Here is a 20,817-nt window from a genome sequence, read left to right on the forward strand (position 1 = left end):
CGCTTATTAAAAGTGCGCCGTGCGCTTTTCGACAAAGGCATCCCGGGTCTTGGCCGAGTCCGGGCTCATATACGCTTGCAGGGTAAAGCCCTGCTCCCAGCGGTATTTGGCTTCCAGATCCCCGTCCTCGACGCCGTTCAGCGCCTCCTTGGCGATGCGTATCATCGCCGGACTCTTGGCCGCGATGCGCGCGGCAATCGCCAGCGCCGTATCCCGCAACTCGGCCGCCGCCACCACCCGCTCGATCGCCCCCAGGCGCAGCGCCTCGGGCGCGCCGATCATCTCGCCGGTAAAAAACAGGTAGCGCGTTTTTTGTACGCCGAACATGCGCTGCAAATGGGCGGCCCCGCCCATGGCGCCCCGATCGACTTCGGGCAGGCCAAAGCTTGCGTTGTCGGCGGCGATCACGATATCGGCCGCACCGCAAATACCGATGCCGCCGCCCAGCACAAAGCCGTGCACCGCCGCAATCACCGGCACCTTATTGCGGTGCACCGCCTTGAAGGTTTCGTAATTGCCGGCATTGACCTCGACAATCAGGGAATCGTCTTCTGCCAGCTCCTTGATATCCACCCCGGCGCAAAAGCCACGCCCTTCGGCGCGCAACACAATCACGCGGGTGCGCGGATCAAGGCCGGTGGCGCTAATCTCGGCCGCCAACGCATGCCAGCCGGCCGCAGGCAAGGCATTGACCGGCGGGTGGTCGATCACGATTTCGGCCACGCCGTTGTCGTGCAAGCTCGTGTAAAAGTACATGGATGCTCCTGGTGCGCTGTGCCGTCATGGCGGGATGCCTAGCATCATCCGGCCAAATAACCGGACGCGCACACCACAAACGGACTAATCCGCACCAAACCACAGGTGGTATTTCCATGTGCATGAGAGTGAAGGAGATGCGATGCGCGCAACAGCCGTCACCGCGCAAAGGGAGACTTCGTTTGTGCGCGCTATTGCGGCTCATGCCCCGCCTCTATTCAGCACGGCCTCGTTCGCTTCAGTGACGCGTTAAGTCGCAACGCCAGCTGCTTATGCAGGCCGCCGTGCTGCGCCCCTTCGTGAGCGTGGCAATAATATTGGGTAAAAAATATCTGCCAAATTTGACATGCGCGTATGCGGTCAGTTGTAATGCTGCTTTAACGGCCTAATGCGCAAAGCAGCAAGCCGTCCCATCTGGATGTGTATATCCCCATCAGAACGTTTCGACGTGGTTGAAAAACCGGGCAGGACTGCGGCAGCTTATGCAGTTGTACACATAAGTCAAACAGATATGTACCCAGTACTGGTGTACATTTAATATTCTCTACAAGAATCAATACACTATTTAAAAACAAACCAGAGGTCACTATGCGAGAAATTCTGTCCATCGTTGCAGACATAGCAACCATTATTACTGCCATCTGCGCCACTGGAATTCTAGTACGTATTAATATCAACCTGAACAATAATTCAAGTAAGAATGCTGTGCAGCGTGCGATTGGCTCTGGCAACAGACAGAACATTAAGTAATGAATTCGGTTAAGCAAACTGCCATTGGCAATAACAACAACCAGGTTACAAATATATACATTCGCCCCTTAGATACAGTAGATATATGCGCCGATAAAATATCACTGATTCTGGGGAAGATTGCACATATCGACTTTTTTTCTCCTCCGCCTAGTCAATTAATCCCTCCAAAAATAGCGGATAAAAACACAAAGAATGCCATTGATGCTGCTAACTCAATTGAGATTGAGCAGACGTATGCACTTTGGAATGAAATCACGGATTCAATTAGATTAGACGCCACTGGAGTTACTGAATCTTACTACAGAATTTCGGCATTCTTACTAAATCAACTCTACGTAGCAAATTTTCAGCTAAACTTCCCTGGCTTTAAAATACACGCTCTCGGCGTGTATTGTCAGCATGCAGAAGATAGTATTGATGACGCACACGTTTTTATTCACTTAATTCACTACATGTACCTTAGTTGCCAAATAGGGCTGACCCCATGATTATAATTGGCCAATTCAGTACACCACAAAATAGCTCTCTGTTCCTTGCTAGCCGGATTGGACTTCACTTGAGAAACCAGAAGTCAGAACCACTACTAACACTGCAAAAGAGATTTTGCGCCAACGCAAATCCTGGAGCACGAACCATTTTTACTGAGAGTCTCTTGTTGCTGTTTGCATTAGGTAAACTAAGCTTTGACTCCGAAACAGACAGTGTGGTCTACAATGAAAATTAATAATATTACGTCGAATATACCATCGTTTAGAACGGTTAAATTTAATAAAAATTTCTCTATTATTCTCGGTAATGCAAAGAGTCGAGGGGAAGGGAAGAGTCATAATCTTGGCAAGACAACTCTGATTGAGCTAATTGACCACATCCTATTTGGGTCTAGAGATTCTGTGCGAATAAAAGCTATAAAGGAAAGCTTTGAGAATCCTGTCTTCACAATTGAACTGCAAATTGATGGCGAGTCACGCTTGATCGTTGCAGACTATTCAAAGAAGAAAAAAGCGGCCTTCCCGTCAGAAACAAAGCAAGCGTACGAGTATTTTATCCGTTTCCAAGATGATTATAAAGATGAATTTAGGAAGATATCTATCCGAGGGAAAGACCTGAGTTGGAAGCCGCTGCTTCTGAGGCTTATGGGTTTCAATGAACTACCCTTGGTAGAAAAATACGAAATCGAAGCCACAATTAAGGACTACGATAAGTTTATCGAGATTGCCGCAAGTAGTGGTATGAAACGAGAGGGCCGCTCTGAAGATATAGCGCGGCTAGAAACGCGCCGAAGTGAATTGCTTAGAGCTATTGATGATTTGAATTTTGGCAACATTGAAGACTCAACTTCATCATATCTCGCATCAGAAATTGATACTCAAATCTTGTCCTTTAAAAAGGAACTTTTCATTCAACGAAAAGAGCTATCTGCGGTCACGGATGCTATTGAAAATTCTGTCTTTGTCGATTTTTCCACAGAGCAAGTAGAGAAAATATACTCAGACATGAATATCTACTTCGGCGATCAGGTGAAAAAGGACTTGTCTCACGTGCAAGAATTCTTCATCCAAGTTACAGATAACCGAACTACCGCATTAAATGCAATGAAGAAGCGGATCATTGATCGGATCTACATACTTGAGGAAATAGTATCGAAATTAAGCGAAAAGCGAACACACTACCTCCAGTTGATAGTAACTTGCGACTCGATAAATATTTATCGCCAGCTGTCCGTGCAATTTGCAGAGACTGAAACAGAATTATCACTTCTTAAACAAGATGTTTACAAGGAGTCTATCCAAACTGCAACAAATGAGCGCAACCTACTTAAAACTCAGCAGCTGACGCTCGCGGCCAAAGTGGCTACCGAGATAGATGAGCATGACTTACTATTTCGTAAGATAAAGCAGCACTACCATGAGATCATGGCTGAGGTCATGGATATTGATTCCGAAATCGTCATCGAGAAAAATTCAACAGGAAATCTCGACTTCAGGACGGTTTCGTGGCGTGGCCAAGTCCATTCGCAAGAACTTAAAGGCGAAATGGCAAAAAAAATATCGTGCGCGGCCTTTGATGTCGCTCTGCGTATTGTCAATAACGATGACTCCGGATTCATCATTCACGATGGCGTAATTGACAATGCGGACAAAAATATAAAGAAAAAATTTATTGAGGCTATGAAACGAAGATCTGTTGAGTTCGATTTTCAGTACATCATGACCGCCATAAGTGACGATTTACCTGACTCCGTCGAGCTCGACGACATTGTTATAACATTGAGTGATAAAACTGAGAGTAATCTACTTCTCGGCAAAAGCTTTTAAAAGTCTTGCTGGCATTCGCATAGGACTAACGAATAATTACATAAAACCTGTGCGAACAGCCGCGCAGACCGGTGAATTCAAACGTTACGCACTCTCGTTTAAGAATCATCACCGCCAAGCCCCACCCGCTTCAACCGACGCAGCCCGCCTGACGCGCCTTACTTTCCGGATAGTGCGGCGGCGCTGCAAAACGAGATAGCAAGGCTTCGGCCTGCGCTGCGATACCCGAGATCAGCGCCTCGCAACTGACGAGTTCGTCGATTGCTGCCGCCACCTGGCCACTGGCCAGCAGGCCCTCGTCCGGCACGCCCTCGACCATGGAGCGTTGCAGCAGCATGGGCTGGCTGGCCGCCATCACCGTCTGGGACAGCGCGGCCGGGTCTTCTTTCAGGGCGCGCAGCAGGGTTTTCAGCATATGGCTGTTGCTCATGCCGGTTTCGTTCTGGAAGCGGTGCGCACTCTTGATCGCCAGCCACAGGCGGCCCAAGGGGCTGGCCTGCTCCAGCCTTTGCAGCAGCGGGTTGCGGATCAGGCGGTGGCGCATGCCGTCCACCGCCAGACTCACTTCTATCTTGGCCACATCATCGACGGCGACGTAGCGCTGTAGCGTTGTCTGCGGCACCGGCGAGTCTGAAGTCATCAGAAAGCGCGTGCCCATGGCGATGCCGGCGGCGCCGGCAGCCAGCGCCATGGCCAGACCGCGCCCGTCGTGAAAACCGCCGGCGGCCAGCACCGGCACTTTGACCGCATCCAGCACCTGCGGCAGCAAGATGGTGGTCGGCACCGCGCCGGTATGGCCGCCGCCCTCGCCGCCCTGTATCGTGACCGCGTCCGCCCCCAGCGCAATGGCTTTTTGCGCATGCTTGAGCGCGCCCACGGTCGGGATGCACAGGATGCCGGCGTCTTTCAGGCGCTTGATCTGCGCCTTGTCCGGGCCTCGGCCATAGCTGACCGCCTTCAGGCCATGGCGGATGGCAAGGCCGATAATCTCGTCGGCGTTGGGCTGGAACAGGTGAAAATTGATGCCGAACGGCGCAGCCGACAGCGCCTTGACGCGCAGAATCTCCGGCTCGACCTGCTCCGGCCTGAGTGTCGCCGCCGCCAGAAAGCCGAAGCCGCCGGCGTTGCCGGTGGCGGCCACCAGGCGCGCATCGGCCACCCAGCCCATCGCGGTCTGGATAATGGGATAGCGGCAGCCTAGCAAACGGGTGATTTCGGTGTCCAGCAGGCTCATGCTGCACCCTCCTTATTGGCCTTGACCATGGCGCGCGCGTCGTAGCCGCCCAGTTTGTCGCCGGACAAGAGTTCGTTATGGCTATGGGCAAAGTGGTGCCAGGCAAAAGCGGCATCCATGCTGGCTCGCTTGCCCATCAGGTCTTCGGCGTGGTTGATCGCCTGCTTGGTCAAGGCCAGCCCCATGCGCGGCATGGCCGCCATTTTGCCCGCCATCGCCGTGACGGTCGCTTGCAGTTCATCGCGCGGCACCACACGGTTGACCATGCCCATCTGGTAAGCGCGCTCGGCGCCCATTTTCTCGCCCAATAACAAAAACTCTTTGGCGATGCGCGGATGCAGCTCGAACGCGTGGGCAAAATACTCGACGCCGGGGATGCCCATGCGCACCACCGGGTCCTGAAAATAAGCGTCGTCCGCGGCCACAATCAGGTCGCACACCCAGGCCAGCATCAGCCCGCCGGCAATACAGGCGCCGTGCACCATGGCGATGGTCGGTTTGGGCAGGTCGCGCCAGCGCCGGCACATGCCAAGATAAACCTCCTGCTCGCGCGCATACAGAAACTCGCCGCCGGGCTTATTGCTGTGATCCCACCACATCGACGCATTGGCCTGAAAAGACTTGTTCACATCGCGCCCGGGCGTACCGATATCGTGGCCGGCGGAGAAATGCCGGCCGGCGCCGGCCAGCACGATGACCTTGACCGCATCGTCGCGGGCGGCACGCAGTAAGGCCGCGTCCAGCGCATAGGTCATCTGCGAGTTTTGCGCATTATTAAAGTCGGGCCGGTTTAGCGTAATCCACGCCACCTGATCGTCGACACGGTACAACACCGGCGCGTCGGTCTCGTATACCGCATCGTCGGGGCGGGAGACAAAATTCTGGTCGTTCATGTTCGGCCTCGTTTTTTTGTACGCCATCGCTTGGCGGTGTCGGGGGCGGTTGGTGGCTTACGGCCTGCGGCAATGGTGGGTTACGCCGGCAAAGCCGGCTAACCCACCCCACCACGCCCAGCGCGCTCAAAGTTCGGCGCGGTTGGCCGGCGGGTTGCCCTTGATCTGCGCGGCGCGCAGATTGTGCGGGTCTAGGCGGCGGATAATGGCCAGCGCGTCTGCACCGGGGCCGCGCGTCTCGCCCAGGTTTTCCAGCGCCAGCAAGGGAAAGCCGGTTGCCGCCTGCACCTGCTCGAAACTCACCCCCGGGTGCAGCGAGATCACGCGCACGGCGTGCTCTGGCCCACCAAAATCCATTACGCACAAATCGGTGATGATGCGCCTAAGGTCGACAAAGTCGGCCTTCATGCCCGCGCCCCAGCGCGCCGGGTTGTAGCCGACACCGGACACCATATCGACTTCGCCGGCCACAAAGGTACGCGGGCTATGGTTGGGCACCAGCATCGAGCTTTTATGGTTGATGCTATTGCCCGGCAGGCCGCGCACACCCAGCATGGCGGCTTTGGGCTTGTCATAGCTGCCGATCACCGACAGATTGGTCTGGCCGAAACGGTCGATCTGGGTCGGTCCTATCATCACATGGCGCCGGCCGCCCCATACGCACTCGAACACGCGCTCGAAGCCCATATAGCCCGAATAGCGCGGCTCAAAGTCGCCACGCGCACCCAGCGGCACCGGCTCTTCCACTAAAAAGGCTTCGCTGTCGGTCATCAGCAATTCCGGCGTGTGGGTGAGTTTGGCCAGGCTGGCGCCCAGACGCGGAATCACGCCGATGCCGGAAGCGAGAATCTCGCCATCGCCGCGCCAGGCTTCGGCGGCGGCGTTAATCATCAATTCGGCCAGGGTGTAGTCGTAGTGTTGGCTCATGCGTCTTCCCTCAAAAAACCGGATGTGACAGTTCGGATAGCCGCGCAGGCAAACCGGCCTCGCGCTGGTAGGCGGCTTCGCCGCCGGCGATATAGCGCGCGCGGTAGCCTTCCCAGCCGCCCTCTTCGCTTGCCGCCGCGGCATACGCCTGCATATGGGCAAGGTCCCAGCCATAGTCGGGATGGTTCAGCGTCGGGTGGGCACCGCCGGGCACATGCACCACGCCGCTGACCAGATAGCGTTCAAACAGATTGGCTTTGGCTTGTTCGGCCGTCAGCGCGAATTTGTCCTGCAGGCGCTCGCAGCTGACAAAGCAGCTTGTGGCCGCGCGCGCGAACAGGTGGTCGAAATAGGCATCGCGCCCGCTGATCAGGGTGTTGCCCCAGCGGTCGGCATCATTTACATGCAGCAAGGCCACATCCAGATTCAAGGCCGGCATCGCCAGCAACACCTCGCCGTTGCCATAAGGCGAAGCGATGGTCTGGATGGCGGGGTTTTTCGCCAGCACATCGGTGGCCAGGCCGCAGCGCGTGGGCAGGAACGGCAGGCGCATGCCGGCGGCGCGCAAGCCCCACTCCAGCATGCCCTCGTCCAGCTCCATCAATTCCAGCGTGCCGGCTTCGCGCGCCTTGCGGTAGAACGGCTCCAGCGGGATCGCGTCCATGGTGACAAAGCCGAACACCAGTTTTTTCACCTTGCCGGCCGCGCACAGCATGCCGACCTCGGGGCCGCCGTAGGCGACCACGGTCAGATCCGTCACATCCGAGCGCAAAATCTCGCGCACGATGGCCATCGGCTTGCGGCGCGGGCCCCAGCCTCCGATGCCTATGGTCATGCCCGATTCAATGCGGCCCGCCACGGCGGCGAGGGTCATTTCCTTGTTCATGCTTCGTCCTTTTGCTGATTGAAGCCGACGCTGAAGTCGTGCCCCCAGATGCTGACCTCGGTGGCTTCGAATGCCGTATGTTTGTCCCAGTCGCACACCAGACCGCCAAAGCCGTATTCCAGCGCGAAGGTCGACGGGGTCTGCATATAAAAGGAAGTCATCTGGTCGTTCAGATGCTGGCCCAGCGTCGCCATCTGCTTGACGCCCGCTTGCTGCATGCGGTCATGGGCGCGACCGACATCGGTCATCGACGGCACTTCCAGCATGATGTGCACGCAGCCCTCAGGCGACGGGAAGCCGGCCAGTGCCAGGCTGTGGTGGCGGCCGTTGGCGCAGTGCAGGAAATGGATGGGAATGGCCGGCGCATTCGGGTCGGGGCGGAAGTTGAAAGTGTCGGACACGCCAAAACCCAGCACCCGGGTAAAGAACTCCAGCGTTGCCTCGAAGTTCAGCGCCGGCAACACGGTGTGGCCCAGCCCCATTTCGCCGGTGACGAAGTGCGCTACGCCCTGCGGCGAGGCGAAAGGCTTGGCATCGAGCTGCGGCCCCCAGAAAAATTCGTGACGGTTGCCCGAAGGATCGGTCACCCGCGCCAGCGCATTGACCTTGCGCGCGGCGCAGCATGCGGCGCTGGCCAACTCGAAGCTGATCCCCGCGCGGTCGAGCACCAGCTGCAATTCCTTGAATGCCTCCTTGCCGGCAAGCTCCCAGCCCGAGGCCAGATAGCGGTCGTCCTGCCCCTGCTCAACCAGAATGCGGTAAGGACGCGCGTCGAGCTTGATATAGACCCGGCCCTCGTCCGTGGTGCTGGCCATCGCACCCAACACCTCATGCGCATAGTGCACCCAGCGCGCCGGGTCGCGACACTGTGCCACCACATACGCCAAAGACCTGATTTCAACCATCTCTGCCTCCTTATGCATCGCGAGCCCATGCGGGCGATTGCAAGGATTGTGCGCGGGCCTGCCAGCGGCAACATCGTCCATCCGGACGGTCTGGGCGACTGGGCTTAGCGGTGTGGTTGCGATAACGAACAGGGCGTCATTTGAATGCATTTTGCATTTAATATTCCATGAAGGTATTCTTTGCCCGGTATGGTGTGTGATCCCACACCGAATAACGGAGACAATCGCCATGAAGCTAAGCCCCACCCTGCTCGCCCTGTCATTGGGTTTTGTCTTTACCCAAGGCCAGGCACTGGCTGCGCCGCCGCTGTCCATAAGCAACGGCATCAGCAAGGTGAGCATGCAAAATACCAACGCCTGGGTTGAGATCGATCAGGCTGCGCTCGATCACAATCTGAACACGCTTAAGGCCGAGGTCGGTAGCGCCAAGATTTGCGCCATTCTTAAGGCCGACGCCTACGGCCATGGCGTGGCACAAGTGATGCCATCAATCATTGCCGCCCGCATCCCCTGTGTCGGCATTGCCAGCAATGAGGAAGCCAGGGTCGTGCGTGCCAGCGGCTACAAGGGCAAGGTCATGCGTGTGCGTACCGGTTCGCTGGCCGAGGTCGAAGACGGCATGAAATACAATATGGAAGAGTTGGTCGGCAACATCGATTTTGCCCGTACGGCCGCCAGCATCGCCAAGCGCCACGGCAAAACGCTCAAGGTTCATGTCGCGCTGAACTCGGCAGGCATGAGCCGCAACGGCATTGATATGTCGAACGAAAAGGGTCGCGCCGATGTGCTGGAACTGGTCAAAATCCCGGGGCTTAAAGTCGCCGGCATCATGACCCACTTCCCGATCGAGGATAAGGCCGAGGTTGAAAAGGATCTGGCTGTCTTCAAAAAGGATTCGGCCTGGCTGATCGAAGCAGCCGGCCTTAAGCGCAAGGATGTGATCTTGCACTGTGCCAACAGCTTCGCCACGCTGGAAGTTCCCGAGTCGCGCATGGATATGGTGCGCCCCGGTGGTGCCATTTACGGCGACACAGTCCCGACCCGTACCGAATATAAGCGCATCATGGCGCTCAAGTCGCGCGTGGCCTCGGTCAACCCCTATCCGGCTGGCAACACCGTAGGCTATGACCGCACCTACACCCTCAAGCGCAACTCGCTGCTGGCCAACATCCCTATGGGTTACTCGGATGGCTACCGTCGTGTCTTTACCAACAAGGGGCATGTACTGATTAATGGCCAGCGTGCGCCGGTAGTAGGCAAGGTGTCGATGAATACCACCATGGTGGATGTGACCGATATTCCCGGAGTGAAAGCCGGCGATGAAGTGGTGCTGTTCGGCAAGCAAGGTTCGGCTGAAGTGACTCAGGCGGAAATGGAAGAAGCCAACGGCGCACTCCTGGCCGACCTCTACACCGTCTGGGGCAACTCCAACCCCAAGCTGCTGGTTAATACCAACAAGAAGTAAGAGGGGAAATATCCCCGGCAAGGAAAAAGGCCGGCATGGTGCCGGCCTGTCTTTTACGCTATCGCTTCGGCTTAATCCGGAAACGCCACCGCTACTTTTTCGCTCAAGGGGATGGCCTGGCAGGCCAGCGTCCAGCCCTCGGCCAGATCGGCTTCATCCAGCGCGCTATTGGCGAGCAGCCTGACTTCGCCCTCCGTCACCTTGCACATGCACGAGGCGCAGCCTCCGACACGGCAAGAATGCGGCGCCGGCACGCCGCTGTTTTCCATCGCAGTCAGCAGGCTCTCGCCGCCATGGGTGGCAATCTGGTAATGCACGCCGTCAAGCTGCACGCTCAGCGCAACTTCTGCCGGGCCTTCAGTTGGTGCGACAGGCAAAACTGCCTCGTTCTCGCCCGGCAAGGACACAAAGCGCTCGACATGCACCCGCCCTTTGGCAAAACCCTGCGCTGCCAGCGCCGCTTCGGCGGCATCCATAAACGGGCCGGGGCCGCAGATAAACGCTTCGGCGTGCGGCAACTGCCCGGCCAACTGGGCCAGCTGGCTGGCCGATGGCACGCCTTGCACGCTGTCCAGCCAGTGGATCACACTCAGCCGCGCCGGATAATCGCTGGCCAGCTGGCGCAAGCTGTCCCGGAAAATAATCGAGCGCTCGTCGCGGTTGGCGTAAACCAGCAACACCCGCCCCTGGCCATGCAATAGCGCCGAGCGGGCCAGCGAATACACCGGCGTGATGCCGCTGCCGCCGGCGAACAGGACAAAATCCTGATCGTAGTTTTTTGTGGTAAAGACACCCGCCGGCGGCATCACCTCCAGCGTGTCGCCGGCCTTGAGCTGATCGCAGATCCAGTTGGAGGCGCGCCCCGCGCTGACCCGCTTGATGGTGACCTTGGGCGCCTCATCCAGCTCTGGGCTGCTGGACAAGGAATAGCAGCGCGGCAAAGCGCCGTCAGGATGCGGGGTACGCAGGGTCAGAAACTGGCCGCTCGCATAGCGAAAAGCAACACGCAAGCTATCCGGCAGCTCGAACACGATGGATTTGCTGTCATGCGTCTCGTCGATGACGCGCGCTACGGTCAGGGTGTGATAGTGCGACATGGTGCTCATCCTTTTATCAGCCAAGCGCCTGTTCCGGCGCTTGATCGGGTTCCATCGCGAGGCGGCTTGTATATTCCGGCCAAGCCCGCCCCAAACTTAGAACCTGTTTACGATCTGCTGGGCATTGACGATACGGCGTTAAAAACAGCTTCGAAATGCTCATGTAGCACCGGTACATTCCGCTTGCTCAGCCGTTTTCGCCCTGTCTTGCCCTTGCTCGCGAGAGCGTGAACACGCTCTTACAAACTCATCACCAGCTGGGCGCTGTCGACCCGCACTTCGCTGCCGCTGATGGCGCGCGCTTCATCCGAGGCCAGAAACAGCACCACATTGGCCACATCGCGTGGCAAACACATGCGCGCAAGCGGGTCATGGTCGATGGTGAATTTGCTCATATCGACCCCCTTTGGGTAAAGATCGGCCGTTAGCGGCGTCAGAATCCCGTCCGGATGGACCGAGTTGCAGCGGATGCGGTAGCGTTGCTTGCGGCAATGCACGGCGACCGAGCGTGTCAGCGCGGCGACCGCGCCTTTGCTGGCGCTATAGGCTACAAAAGTATCCATGCCGCCTAGCGCCGCCACCGACGACATATTGATGATGGCGCCGCCCTTCTCCTTCATCGCGGCAACCCCGGCCTGACAGCCGAGAAAATACCCGTCGGCATTGACCCGCATCACCTTTTGCCAGGCATCCAGCGTGCAGTCTTCGATGCTGGCCGGCGGGCAGATCGCCGCATTATTGACCAAAATATCCAGCGCACCGAAATGGCTAAGCGTCTTGTCCATGACGCGATTCCAGCTGTGCGCATCGGCAATGTCGTGCGGCAGGAACAAGGCCGCCTCCCCGATCTCGCGCGCCAGCGCGTTGCCGGCGTCGACGTTGACATCCGTTAACACCACGCGCGCGCCTTGCGCGGCGAACAGCAGCGCGTCCTCGCGCCCGACGCCGCTGGCGGCTCCGGTAATCAAGGCGATTTTGCCGGCCACACGGCCGGATTGACCGATTTCACTCATTGCATCAACTCCTCGGGTCTGGACATGGAGGCCGCGCGCTGTGCCGCGTGACGCGCGGCGCGGCGGCCGCTAAATACGCAGTCGGCCAGCGACAAGCCGGAAAGATAGATATTGGACGGGATGCCGACCGCGCTGCGCCCGGCAGCATAAAGCCCGCAAATGGCTTGACCCTGGCCATTCAATACTTCACCGGTGTGCTCGTTCACGGCGAGGCCGCCCAGGGTGATGGACGACAAGGGGAAAAACTTGAACTGCGGCGACAAGTCCAGCGCGTAAAACGGGCCTTGCTTCAGTTCGCGCCGCATCGCGCGCGATTTGCCGACTTCATCCTCCGCCTCACCGCGCGCCGCCCGGTTATTGGCCTCGATGGCGGCGCGCAAGGTGGCCGGATTCATGCCCAGCTTTTTGGCCAGACGCTCCGGCGTCCAGCCACGGCTAACCCCCAGCAGCATACCGGCCAGCGCCGGCCATTTCTGGAATCCCCACAGCTCCTTGCCGAAACACTCGCGTATCGCCTGCCAGCGCAGCTTTGCATCCAGCACCAGCCAGGCCTGCCCGTTTTGGTGCTCGATAATTTCATTACCCAGCGTCGAGCCGTACACTTCCTCGTTGCAGAAGCGGGCGCCCTGACGGGTAACGGCAATCCCCTTGGGCCATGCATAAGGCGGCGAGATAAAGCGCCACGCCGAAACCTTATCCATGCGCTTGATGTCGCCACCCACCGATTGCCCCAGACGAATACCCGCCCCGTCGCAGCCGGTGCTGCCATTGCGCCAGTTGTCCAGATAGCGCGGCGCGTACTGCGCCAGCATGCCGCGGTTGAACATAAAGCCGCCCGCAGTCAGCACCACGCCACGACGGGCACGCACCAGGATGGGTTGAGCGTGGGCAAGCTCGATATTCAGCGTCTCGTGCCTGAGCGCCTCGGCTTCGTTTGGCTTGAACGCATATTTAAGGTTGGCATCCCGGTGCGCCGCCTTGTGGCGCGCGGCCGCATCCGAGCCCGGTGGCAATTGCCATAGCTCGGCACCCAGCACGCTGCCGCCAGCATCCACCAGCAACCGCCGCACCGTGGTTTGTGTCATCACCTGCGCCTGGCTTGCGCGTACCGCCTTTTTCAAAATGGCAAAAAGCGTGGCCCCCGACTGCCCCGACGAGACCACACGATGGCCGCGCATGGCTGGTGCATGCTTGCCGGCCATGGCCGGCACCGTTTCATTGCCGGAGTAATACAAAAACACCCCGTCCGGCGGATACGAGGTCTTTTTTTGCGGCATGGTGCAGCCAAAAGGCACGCCGTACTTCTCCAGCCACGCCAGATTGCCGGCGCTATCGCGGCAAAAACGCTGCAATGTCGCGTTTGACACCGCCTCGCCCACCTCTTGCTGCAGATACTCGAACATCGCCTCGGGCGTGTCCGCGATGCCGGCCTCTTTTTGCTGGCGTGTCCCGCCACCGGCATACACCACCCCGCCCGAGAGCTGGCTGGCCCCACCGCCTTCGAAGCGGTCGACCACCAGCACTTGCGCCCCTTCCTCGCGTGCCTGCAAGGCGGCGCAGGCGCCGGCGGCACCCAGCCCCACCACCAGCACGTCGGTTTCCAGATCCCAGCGGATATCGGCCGCATCCGCCACCTGCTGCGGCGGATAAACTTCGCTGCTGCTGGCTAAAGGCTTGACTGTCCAGCGGGCGCTTAACATACCGCCACCTCGCGTACGGGTGCGGTGACGGTTACATCAGTCGCCGCAATATGCAGCGCCGCGCGATAACCGAAAGTCATGGCTGGCCCCAGTGTCGAGCCGGCGCCCGGATAGGAAGGCCCCATCACCGAAGCCGAGGTGTTACCGATGGCGTAGAGGCCGGCAATGGGTTCGCCGCCTTCATGCAACACGCGCGCATGCTCGTCGGTGAGCAGGCCGCCCTTGGTGCCGATATCGCCGGCGTCCAGCTTCATCGCATAGAACGGCCCCTTGGCAATGGGCGCAAGACAGGGATTGGGCTTTACATTCACATCGCCGTAATAGCGGTCAAATACATTGCTGCCCTTGCCATAGTCGCGGTCGGTGCCGCTGATGGCATCTTCATTGACCCGCGCGACCGTCGCCAGCAAACCGTCACTATCGACGCCGATTTGCTGCGCCAATTGTGGCAGCGTGTCGGCCTTCCAATACACGGCATTGAGCCAGCTCTTGCGGTCCGGCGCCACCTGCCCCGGCATCAAGGGGCCCATCGGGTATTTGTAGCGAAAATCGGCATCGAAAATCAGCCACGCCGGCACGCAGCGCCCGTTTTCGCGGTGGCGCGCATACATGGCGGTGACAAACTCGAGATAGGGTTTGGCTTCGTCGACAAAACGCTGCCCTGCGCCATCGACCGCAATGCAGCCGGGCAAGGAGCGTTCGGCGAACAGGCCGCGCTGGCTGGCTTCCTTGGGTACGCCCACGCTGGGCACCCACCATGCCCAGTCCATCAAATCGGTTTTGGCGCCCAGCGCCTGCCCGGCCAGCAAGGCATCCCCGGTATTATTGGGCGGCGTGACGCCCCAGGCGGCGGAGTTGGGCTGCGGCAGGTACTGGTCGCGCAGCGCCTGATTGCGCTCGAAACCGCCGGCGGCGAGAATCACCCCGCGCCGCGCGCCAAGTTCCAGCGCCTTGCCGCCTTGCTCGGCCGTCACCCCGACCACCCGCGCACCATCAAACTGCAAGGCCTTTAACGGCGTATTCAGGTACAGCGGGATTTGACGGGTCATCAGCCCGTGCCTGAGCCCGGCCACCAGCGCATTCCCCAGCGCCAGACGCCGGTCGGTCTTGCGCCCCAGTTTTCTGCGCGCGCGAAAGTCGAGCATGTATTTGAGCATCAGCGTGCCAAACACCAGCTTCCAGCCTTTTTCCTTGGTCAGCATTTTGTGCGCCGCGCGTGCCGTCATGGAAACCTTGCCCATCAGCAGCGTCGCCGGGGATGCCGGCCGCAGCTGGTCCAGCTCTTTACCCAAAAGTGCGCCGTCAAACAGTTCCGGATCCATGGTGCGCCCCCCGGCCCGTGACCCATCCAGCTCGGGGTAGTAATCCGGATACAGATGGCAGGCGGCATAGCGAATGCGCGTTGCCCGGTGCAGGTAGTCGACCATCTGGTGGGCGGTGTCGACATAGGCGACAAGGCGTTTATCGTCGACCAGGCCTTGCGCCGCCGCGCGCACATAGCCAAGAACCTGCTCGCGGTCGTCCTCGATCTGGCGGTTCAGCGGGATCCAGATGCCGCCGCCCGAAATGGCCGACGTACCTCCGTAGCATTCGCTTTTCTCGATAACGGCTACGCTCAAGCCCTCATCGTGCGCCTTGATTGCCGCAAGCATCGCGCCGGCGCCTGAGCCGACGACAACGACGTCGAATTCCTGTTTCATCGGTTCATTCCTTATGCAGAAGCGCCCGCAGCGCGGGCGCGATGAGCTGTATTGGTGCGGCTTAGAGGAAAGGATCCAGCGTCTGCTCGCCCTTGAACAAGGTTGCCGCCAGGGCGCGGCCGAACATATCGGTGTTGTTGGCGATATGCGCGCGCCCGGTCATCAGGTCGAGGAAGATGCGGGTGAGCGGATTCTTGCGGTAGGTGCCGGAGCCGCCGCAGCAACGCAGCAGCTGGTTGACCAACTCGCCGCTTTGGTAGGCCACGCGCGAGATTTGATAGCGCCAGGCCATGCGGGTGTTGGGCTCGACCATCTCGCCCGCTTCAGCCGCGGCATAGATGCGGCGATAGTGCTCCAGCCGCAGCGTGCGCATTTCGTCATAGGCATTGATCGCCTGCGCGTAAGCCAGCTGCGCATTGGGGTCTTCGATGGCGCGGTTGCCCATGTTTTTGCTGACCAGGGGAGTGGCAAAGTCACGGAAGGCATCGGTCGCCGCCTTGAGCGCACCAATGCATGAGTTGGACACCGCCGGAATAAACATCTGGGCAAACGGAATGCGATATAGCGCGGCCGTATTCAGTTCGCGCCCCGGGTGGGCGGCTTCGACATGCTGGTTGGTGGCATGGGTGCGGTGCACCGGGACAAATGCGTCTTCAACCACGATATCGTGGCTGCCGGTGCCGCGCAGGCCGATCACATCCCAGTTGCGCTCGATACGATAGTCGGACTTGGGCAGCAGGAAGGTGCGATAGGTGTCCCCGCCCTTGCCTTCCGCCGGTTTGAGGTTGCCGCCCAAAAACACCCAGTCGCAGTTTTCGCAACCGGTGGAGAAGCTCCAGCGCCCACTGATGCGGTAGCCGCCCTCGACTTCGGTGACCTTGGCCACCGGCATATAGGTCGATGCGACAAGCGTGCTGCTATCCGTCCCCCACACATCCTGCTGTGCCGCATCCGCAAACAGCCCCAGCTGCCATGGATGCACCCCGACCACGCCATACATCCACGCGGTAGACATGCAGCCCTCGGCCAGAATCATCTGGATTTCGGCAAAGACAACCGGCGGCATTTCGTAACCGCCAAAACGCTTGGGCTGCAGCACACGGAACAAGCCGGCTTCCTGCATATCGGCAATGGTTTCGGCCGGAATCTTCAGTTCGCGTTCGGCACGTTCGGCGCGTTCTTTCAGTGCAGGCACCAGTGCACGGGTACGCGCTATCAGTTGTTCGGCGGTGATTTGGGTCATGCTGTCTCTCCTGGCTCATCAAAGCCCTTGTCGGCTGATGGCCATCCTTCCACCTTGACGCCAGCGCGGAATCGTCTGATTGGATTAGGCGCACACCGCTCGCCCGGCACACCGCTCCTAGGCCAATCAGACGATTCCGCCGCTTCAGCCAAGGGCGACACTGACGCGTCAACAGCCAAGGTGAGGCCTTATGAACGTCCATCCTTCCCCCATTCCGCTTGGCCGCTTTGCCACCCTGCCCTGCGGCTTGAAACTGCACTACCACGACGAGGGCAGCGGCACACCGGTGCTGTGGCTGCACGGCAGCGGCCCCGGCGCCAGCGGCTACAGCAACTTCAAGGGCAATGTGCCGGCCTTTACCGGTGCAGGCTATCGTTCGCTGGTGCTGGACTTGCCCGGCTTCGGCCTGTCCGACAAGCCGGATCATGTCGATTACGACCTCGATTTTTTTGTCGCCAAGGTAGCCGCCTTTCTCGAGGTCAGCGGCATCCGCTCTTGCGCGATACTCGGCAACTCCTTGGGCGGCGCTATCGCACTTGGCCTTGCCTTGAAACATAGCGACAAGGTGTCGGCGCTGATTTTGATGGCGCCAGGCGGGGTCGAGGAGCGTGAAACCTATTTCGCCATGCCCGGCATCGTCCGCATGGTTGAAACCTATGCCAAGGGGCCGATGGGGCCGGCCGAAATGCGCCATGTGATGACATTGCAGCTCTATGACCCGGCGCTATTGAGTGAAGAGCTGATTGCCGAACGCGCCGCCATCGCCCCCACCCAGCCCAAGAATCTGTTTAGCACCATGCGCGTACCGAATATGACGCAGCGGCTGCGCGAGCTGGCCTGCCCGGTTTTCGGCTTCTGGGGGCAGGATGACCAGTTCAATCCGGTGTCCGGCGTGATGAAGTTTCTCGCGCATACCCCCGATGTCCGCTTTACCGTACTGAACCGCTGTGGCCACTGGGTTCAGGTCGAACACCGCGCGCTATTCAACCGTCAATGCCTCGACTTCCTGAAGGAGCAAACATGCCCACAGCCCTGATTCCGCATCTTGCCCGCGAGCTGTACCGCGCCTTGCGCGAGCAACGCACCATCGCGCCGCTTAAGGCGCGTCACCCTTCTATCAGCATCGAGCAGGCCTACCATATTTCCCAGAGCATCTTGCGTCTGCGCGAAGGCGACGGCGAACGCGTCATCGGCAAGAAGATAGGCGTGACCTCCAAAGCCGTGCAGGACATGCTGGGCGTGCACCAGCCGGACTTCGGTTTTTTGACCGACCGCATGCAACTGGATAACGGCAGCTGCGTCAGCCTGTCGGCGAGCGGGCTGATCCAGCCGCGCGCCGAGGGCGAGATTGCCTTCTTGCTCAAGCAGGATCTGACCGGTCCCGGCATTAGCAAAGAGCAGGTATTGGCCGCGACCGAATGGGTGGCGCCGTGCTTTGAAATCGTGGATTCGCGCATCGCCAACTGGCAGATCGCGATCGAGGACACCGTGGCCGACAACGCCAGCTGCGGTGTATTCGTGCTTGGCGACGCGCGCGTGGATCCGGCCGCGCTGGATCTGGCGGCCTTGCGCATGGATATCGATAAAAACGGCAGCCATGCCGCCAGTGGTCTGGGGGCGGCGGTACAAGGGCATCCGGCCGAGGCGGTGGCGTGGCTGGCCAATACCCTGGGCGAATTCGGCATCTCGCTCAAGGCCGGTGAAGTGATTCTGTCCGGCTCGCTGGCCCCCTTGCTGCCCATTGTGGCCGGCGACCGTTTCAGCATGCAGATCGAAGGACTGGGCGGCGCGTCCATTGCGTTTGCCGAATAAGCCCGGGACAAGGAGAAAATCAGGATGAACAAGATTAAATGTGCAGTGATAGGCTCGGGCAATATCGGCACCGACCTCTTATACAAGCTCAAGCGCAGCGCGGTGCTGGAGCCGGTGTGGCTCGTGGGCATCGACCCCGGATCCGAGGGGCTGGAGCGCGCCCGCGCCATGGGCATCAAGACCACTGCCGACGGCGTCACCGGCTTGCTGCCCCATATTCAGGCCGACGATATCCGCATCGCTTTTGACGCCACCAGCGCCTATGTGCACAAGGCCAACTCGGATGCGCTGACCGCACTGGGGGTCAAGGTGATCGACCTGACCCCGGCCGCCATCGGCCCTTACTGCGTGCCGCCGGTCAACCTCGCCGCCCATCTGGATGCCAACGAGCCCAACGTCAATATGGTGACTTGCGGCGGGCAGGCAACCATCCCCATGGTGTACGCAGTGAGCCGCGTGCAAAGCGTGGCCTACGGCGAAATCGTCGCTACCGTTTCCAGCCGCTCGGCCGGCCCCGGCACGCGCAAGAATATCGACGAATTCACCCGCACCACGGCCGGTGCGGTCGAAAGCGTGGGCGGTGCGCGTCAGGGCAAGGCCATCATTATTCTCAATCCGGCCGAACCGCCACTGATCATGCGCGACACCATCCACTGCCTGACCGACAAGACCCCGGACGAGGCCGCCATTACCCGCTCGGTACTGGCCATGGTGGATGCGGTCCAGCAATACGTACCGGGCTACAAGCTGGTTAACGGGCCGGTGTTCGACGGCAAGCGCGTCTCCATTTATCTGGAAGTCGCCGGCCTTGGCGACTACCTGCCGCGTTATGCCGGCAACCTCGATATTATGACCGCCGCCGCGGCCAGCACCGCCGAAGCCTTCGCGCGACGCATGCTGGACAACGCCAGGCTCACCACTGTTTAAGGAGAACACCATGAATCTGTCCGGTAAAAAAATCACCGTCCACGACATGACGCTGCGCGACGGCATGCATCCCAAGCGCCACCAGATCTCCTTGCAGCAAATGATCGATATTGCACGCGGGCTGGACGAAGCCGGCGTGCCGCTGATCGAGGTCACCCACGGCGATGGTCTCGGTGGCGCCTCGGTCAACTACGGCTTCCCCGCGCATTCGGATGCCGAATATATCGGCGCCGTCGTGAACACCGTCAAGCAAGCCAAAGTATCGGCCCTGCTCTTGCCCGGCATCGGCACCGTCGACCATTTGAAAATGGCCTTCGATCTGGGGGTGAATACCATACGCGTCGCCACCCACTGCACCGAGGCCGATGTCTCCGAGCAGCATATCAGCGCCGCACGCAAGCTGGGCATGGACACCGTCGGCTTTCTGATGATGGCGCATATGAACTCGCCCGAAGGTCTGGCCAAACAGGCCAGGCTGATGGAAGGTTTTGGCGCCAACTGCATCTATATCACCGACTCGGCCGGCTATATGCTGCCGGATGATGTCAAAGCCCGTCTGGGCGCGGTGCGCGCCGCACTCAAACCCGAAACCGAGCTGGGTTTTCACGGTCACCATAATCTGGCGATGGGCATCGCCAACTCGATTGCCGCCATCGAAGCGGGTGCCACGCGCATCGATGCGGCGGCGGCCGGTCTGGGCGCGGGCGCCGGCAATACACCGATGGAAGTGCTGGTGGCCGTTTGCAATCGCATGGGCATTGAAACCGGTGTCGATCTGTTCAAAATTTCTGACGTTGCCGAAGACAGGGTGATTCCCATCATCGACTTCCCTATCCGGATCGACCGCGACGCACTGACTCTGGGTTATGCCGGTGTCTACGGCTCGTTCTTATTGTTCGCCAAGCGGGCAGAAAAGAAATACGGTGTGCCGGCGCGCGAAATCCTGCTTGAACTGGGCCGGCGCGGCATGGTCGGCGGGCAGGAGGACATGATTGAAGACACCGCGCTGAATATGGCGCGCCAAAAAATGGCGGCTGCTTCGGTGAGCGCTTGATTGGCGGCTTTCAGGCTACGCGAGTCTGGTCACGATCGTTCAATCAGGGTAAGACATTTTTAACGCCGGTGCCCCGGTGACGTCTGGGCGCGGATGGAATGTGGGCGGTGTGCCTGCGGCGTGAATAGGCAAGGCGC

General features: G+C 59.4%; 18 protein-coding genes. 7 read left to right on the plus strand and 11 right to left on the minus strand.

All coding sequences use genetic code 11. The annotated features are described in order from the left end of the window. Positions 1 to 6: 6 nt before the first annotated feature. The gene (locus M3P88_RS07775) at positions 7 to 756 is read right to left on the minus strand and encodes an enoyl-CoA hydratase family protein (RefSeq protein WP_249615478.1); all 750 of its coding nucleotides are present in this window, start codon (positions 754 to 756) and stop codon (positions 7 to 9) included. A 749-nt stretch (positions 757 to 1,505) separates the two neighbouring features. Here M3P88_RS07775 and M3P88_RS07780 point away from each other — a divergent pair. Together M3P88_RS07780 and M3P88_RS07785 are read left to right on the plus strand one after the other, a co-directional pair. Next, positions 1,506 to 1,997, plus strand: a complete 492-nt coding sequence (locus M3P88_RS07780; protein WP_249615479.1) for a hypothetical protein — start codon at positions 1,506 to 1,508, stop codon at positions 1,995 to 1,997. A gap of 225 nt (positions 1,998 to 2,222) precedes the next feature. Beyond that, positions 2,223 to 3,824 carry a DUF2326 domain-containing protein gene (locus M3P88_RS07785; protein ID WP_249615480.1) on the plus strand — a complete coding sequence of 534 codons (1,602 nt, stop codon included), beginning with the start codon at positions 2,223 to 2,225 and terminating at the stop codon, positions 3,822 to 3,824. 130 nt (positions 3,825 to 3,954) lie between these two features. Here the strand turns inward: M3P88_RS07785 and M3P88_RS07790 are convergent, their stop codons facing one another. The 5 genes from M3P88_RS07790 to M3P88_RS07810 form a co-directional block, all read right to left on the minus strand. Continuing rightward, complete coding sequence (locus M3P88_RS07790; protein WP_249615481.1) at positions 3,955 to 5,058, minus strand: NAD(P)H-dependent flavin oxidoreductase; 1,104 nt, start codon at positions 5,056 to 5,058, stop codon at positions 3,955 to 3,957. Further along, positions 5,055 to 5,951 (minus strand): enoyl-CoA hydratase, encoded by an 897-nt coding sequence (locus tag M3P88_RS07795; protein ID WP_249615482.1) that lies wholly within the window; start codon positions 5,949 to 5,951, stop codon positions 5,055 to 5,057. The genes M3P88_RS07790 and M3P88_RS07795 overlap by 4 nt, the downstream gene beginning before the upstream one ends. Positions 5,952 to 6,077: 126 nt before the next feature. Then, the gene (locus M3P88_RS07800) at positions 6,078 to 6,878 is read right to left on the minus strand and encodes a CoA-transferase subunit beta (protein WP_249615483.1); all 801 of its coding nucleotides are present in this window, start codon (positions 6,876 to 6,878) and stop codon (positions 6,078 to 6,080) included. 10 nt (positions 6,879 to 6,888) lie between these two features. Then, positions 6,889 to 7,764, minus strand: a complete 876-nt coding sequence (locus M3P88_RS07805) for a CoA transferase subunit A (RefSeq protein ID WP_249615484.1) — start codon at positions 7,762 to 7,764, stop codon at positions 6,889 to 6,891. After that, positions 7,761 to 8,669 carry a VOC family protein gene (locus M3P88_RS07810; RefSeq protein WP_249615485.1) on the minus strand — a complete coding sequence of 303 codons (909 nt, stop codon included), beginning with the start codon at positions 8,667 to 8,669 and terminating at the stop codon, positions 7,761 to 7,763. The genes M3P88_RS07805 and M3P88_RS07810 overlap by 4 nt, the downstream gene beginning before the upstream one ends. A 229-nt stretch (positions 8,670 to 8,898) precedes the next feature. On the opposite strand from M3P88_RS07810, the gene alr reads away from it, so the two are divergent. Further along, positions 8,899 to 10,134 carry an alanine racemase gene (alr, locus tag M3P88_RS07815; RefSeq protein ID WP_249615486.1) on the plus strand — a complete coding sequence of 412 codons (1,236 nt, stop codon included), beginning with the start codon at positions 8,899 to 8,901 and terminating at the stop codon, positions 10,132 to 10,134. A 71-nt stretch (positions 10,135 to 10,205) separates the two neighbouring features. Here alr and M3P88_RS07820 read toward each other — a convergent pair whose 3' ends face one another. The 5 genes from M3P88_RS07820 to M3P88_RS07840 all read right to left on the minus strand — a co-directional run bounded on the left by M3P88_RS07820 (position 10,206) and on the right by M3P88_RS07840 (position 16,887). Next, positions 10,206 to 11,231, minus strand: coding sequence for a ferredoxin--NADP reductase (locus M3P88_RS07820; protein ID WP_249615487.1), 1,026 nt, complete (start codon positions 11,229 to 11,231; stop codon positions 10,206 to 10,208). A 239-nt stretch (positions 11,232 to 11,470) separates the two neighbouring features. Then, entirely contained in the window at positions 11,471 to 12,244 is a 774-nt protein-coding gene (locus M3P88_RS07825; RefSeq protein WP_249615488.1) for an SDR family oxidoreductase, read from the minus strand. Next, positions 12,241 to 13,944, minus strand: a complete 1,704-nt coding sequence (locus M3P88_RS07830) for an FAD-binding protein (protein WP_249615489.1) — start codon at positions 13,942 to 13,944, stop codon at positions 12,241 to 12,243. Before M3P88_RS07830 ends, M3P88_RS07825 begins: the two co-directional genes overlap by 4 nt. After that, on the minus strand, positions 13,938 to 15,644 hold the full coding sequence (locus M3P88_RS07835) for an FAD-binding protein (RefSeq protein ID WP_249615490.1): 1,707 nt from the start codon (positions 15,642 to 15,644) through the stop codon (positions 13,938 to 13,940). Before M3P88_RS07835 ends, M3P88_RS07830 begins: the two co-directional genes overlap by 7 nt. A 61-nt stretch (positions 15,645 to 15,705) precedes the next feature. After that, positions 15,706 to 16,887, minus strand: coding sequence for an acyl-CoA dehydrogenase family protein (locus M3P88_RS07840; protein ID WP_249615491.1), 1,182 nt, complete (start codon positions 16,885 to 16,887; stop codon positions 15,706 to 15,708). A 190-nt stretch (positions 16,888 to 17,077) separates the two neighbouring features. On the opposite strand from M3P88_RS07840, the gene M3P88_RS07845 reads away from it, so the two are divergent. The 4 genes from M3P88_RS07845 to dmpG are packed head-to-tail and all read left to right on the plus strand — an operon-like array spanning position 17,078 to position 20,680. Beyond that, complete coding sequence (locus M3P88_RS07845; protein WP_249615492.1) at positions 17,078 to 17,923, plus strand: alpha/beta fold hydrolase; 846 nt, start codon at positions 17,078 to 17,080, stop codon at positions 17,921 to 17,923. Next, entirely contained in the window at positions 17,908 to 18,699 is a 792-nt protein-coding gene (locus M3P88_RS07850) for a fumarylacetoacetate hydrolase family protein (RefSeq protein ID WP_249615493.1), read from the plus strand. Before M3P88_RS07845 ends, M3P88_RS07850 begins: the two co-directional genes overlap by 16 nt. A 24-nt stretch (positions 18,700 to 18,723) precedes the next feature. Then, positions 18,724 to 19,626 carry an acetaldehyde dehydrogenase (acetylating) gene (locus M3P88_RS07855; protein WP_249615494.1) on the plus strand — a complete coding sequence of 301 codons (903 nt, stop codon included), beginning with the start codon at positions 18,724 to 18,726 and terminating at the stop codon, positions 19,624 to 19,626. 10 nt (positions 19,627 to 19,636) lie between these two features. Then, on the plus strand, positions 19,637 to 20,680 hold the full coding sequence (gene dmpG / locus M3P88_RS07860; protein ID WP_249615495.1) for a 4-hydroxy-2-oxovalerate aldolase: 1,044 nt from the start codon (positions 19,637 to 19,639) through the stop codon (positions 20,678 to 20,680). Positions 20,681 to 20,817: the final 137 nt, after the last annotated feature.

Source organism: Craterilacuibacter sp. RT1T (genome assembly GCF_023502145.1).
GTDB lineage: Bacteria > Pseudomonadota > Gammaproteobacteria > Burkholderiales > Chromobacteriaceae > Craterilacuibacter.

Coding starts and splice junctions, on each gene's coding strand:
- M3P88_RS07775 (WP_249615478.1), bottom strand. CDS start 756: ATGTACTTTTACACGAGCTTGCACGACAACGGCGTGGCCGAAATCGTG.
- M3P88_RS07780 (WP_249615479.1), top strand. CDS start 1,506: ATGAATTCGGTTAAGCAAACTGCCATTGGCAATAACAACAACCAGGTT.
- M3P88_RS07785 (WP_249615480.1), top strand. CDS start 2,223: ATGAAAATTAATAATATTACGTCGAATATACCATCGTTTAGAACGGTT.
- M3P88_RS07790 (WP_249615481.1), bottom strand. CDS start 5,058: ATGAGCCTGCTGGACACCGAAATCACCCGTTTGCTAGGCTGCCGCTAT.
- M3P88_RS07795 (WP_249615482.1), bottom strand. CDS start 5,951: ATGAACGACCAGAATTTTGTCTCCCGCCCCGACGATGCGGTATACGAG.
- M3P88_RS07800 (WP_249615483.1), bottom strand. CDS start 6,878: ATGAGCCAACACTACGACTACACCCTGGCCGAATTGATGATTAACGCC.
- M3P88_RS07805 (WP_249615484.1), bottom strand. CDS start 7,764: ATGAACAAGGAAATGACCCTCGCCGCCGTGGCGGGCCGCATTGAATCG.
- M3P88_RS07810 (WP_249615485.1), bottom strand. CDS start 8,669: ATGGTTGAAATCAGGTCTTTGGCGTATGTGGTGGCACAGTGTCGCGAC.
- alr (WP_249615486.1), top strand. CDS start 8,899: ATGAAGCTAAGCCCCACCCTGCTCGCCCTGTCATTGGGTTTTGTCTTT.
- M3P88_RS07820 (WP_249615487.1), bottom strand. CDS start 11,231: ATGTCGCACTATCACACCCTGACCGTAGCGCGCGTCATCGACGAGACG.
- M3P88_RS07825 (WP_249615488.1), bottom strand. CDS start 12,244: ATGAGTGAAATCGGTCAATCCGGCCGTGTGGCCGGCAAAATCGCCTTG.
- M3P88_RS07830 (WP_249615489.1), bottom strand. CDS start 13,944: ATGTTAAGCGCCCGCTGGACAGTCAAGCCTTTAGCCAGCAGCAGCGAA.
- M3P88_RS07835 (WP_249615490.1), bottom strand. CDS start 15,644: ATGAAACAGGAATTCGACGTCGTTGTCGTCGGCTCAGGCGCCGGCGCG.
- M3P88_RS07840 (WP_249615491.1), bottom strand. CDS start 16,887: ATGACCCAAATCACCGCCGAACAACTGATAGCGCGTACCCGTGCACTG.
- M3P88_RS07845 (WP_249615492.1), top strand. CDS start 17,078: ATGAACGTCCATCCTTCCCCCATTCCGCTTGGCCGCTTTGCCACCCTG.
- M3P88_RS07850 (WP_249615493.1), top strand. CDS start 17,908: ATGCCCACAGCCCTGATTCCGCATCTTGCCCGCGAGCTGTACCGCGCC.
- M3P88_RS07855 (WP_249615494.1), top strand. CDS start 18,724: ATGAACAAGATTAAATGTGCAGTGATAGGCTCGGGCAATATCGGCACC.
- dmpG (WP_249615495.1), top strand. CDS start 19,637: ATGAATCTGTCCGGTAAAAAAATCACCGTCCACGACATGACGCTGCGC.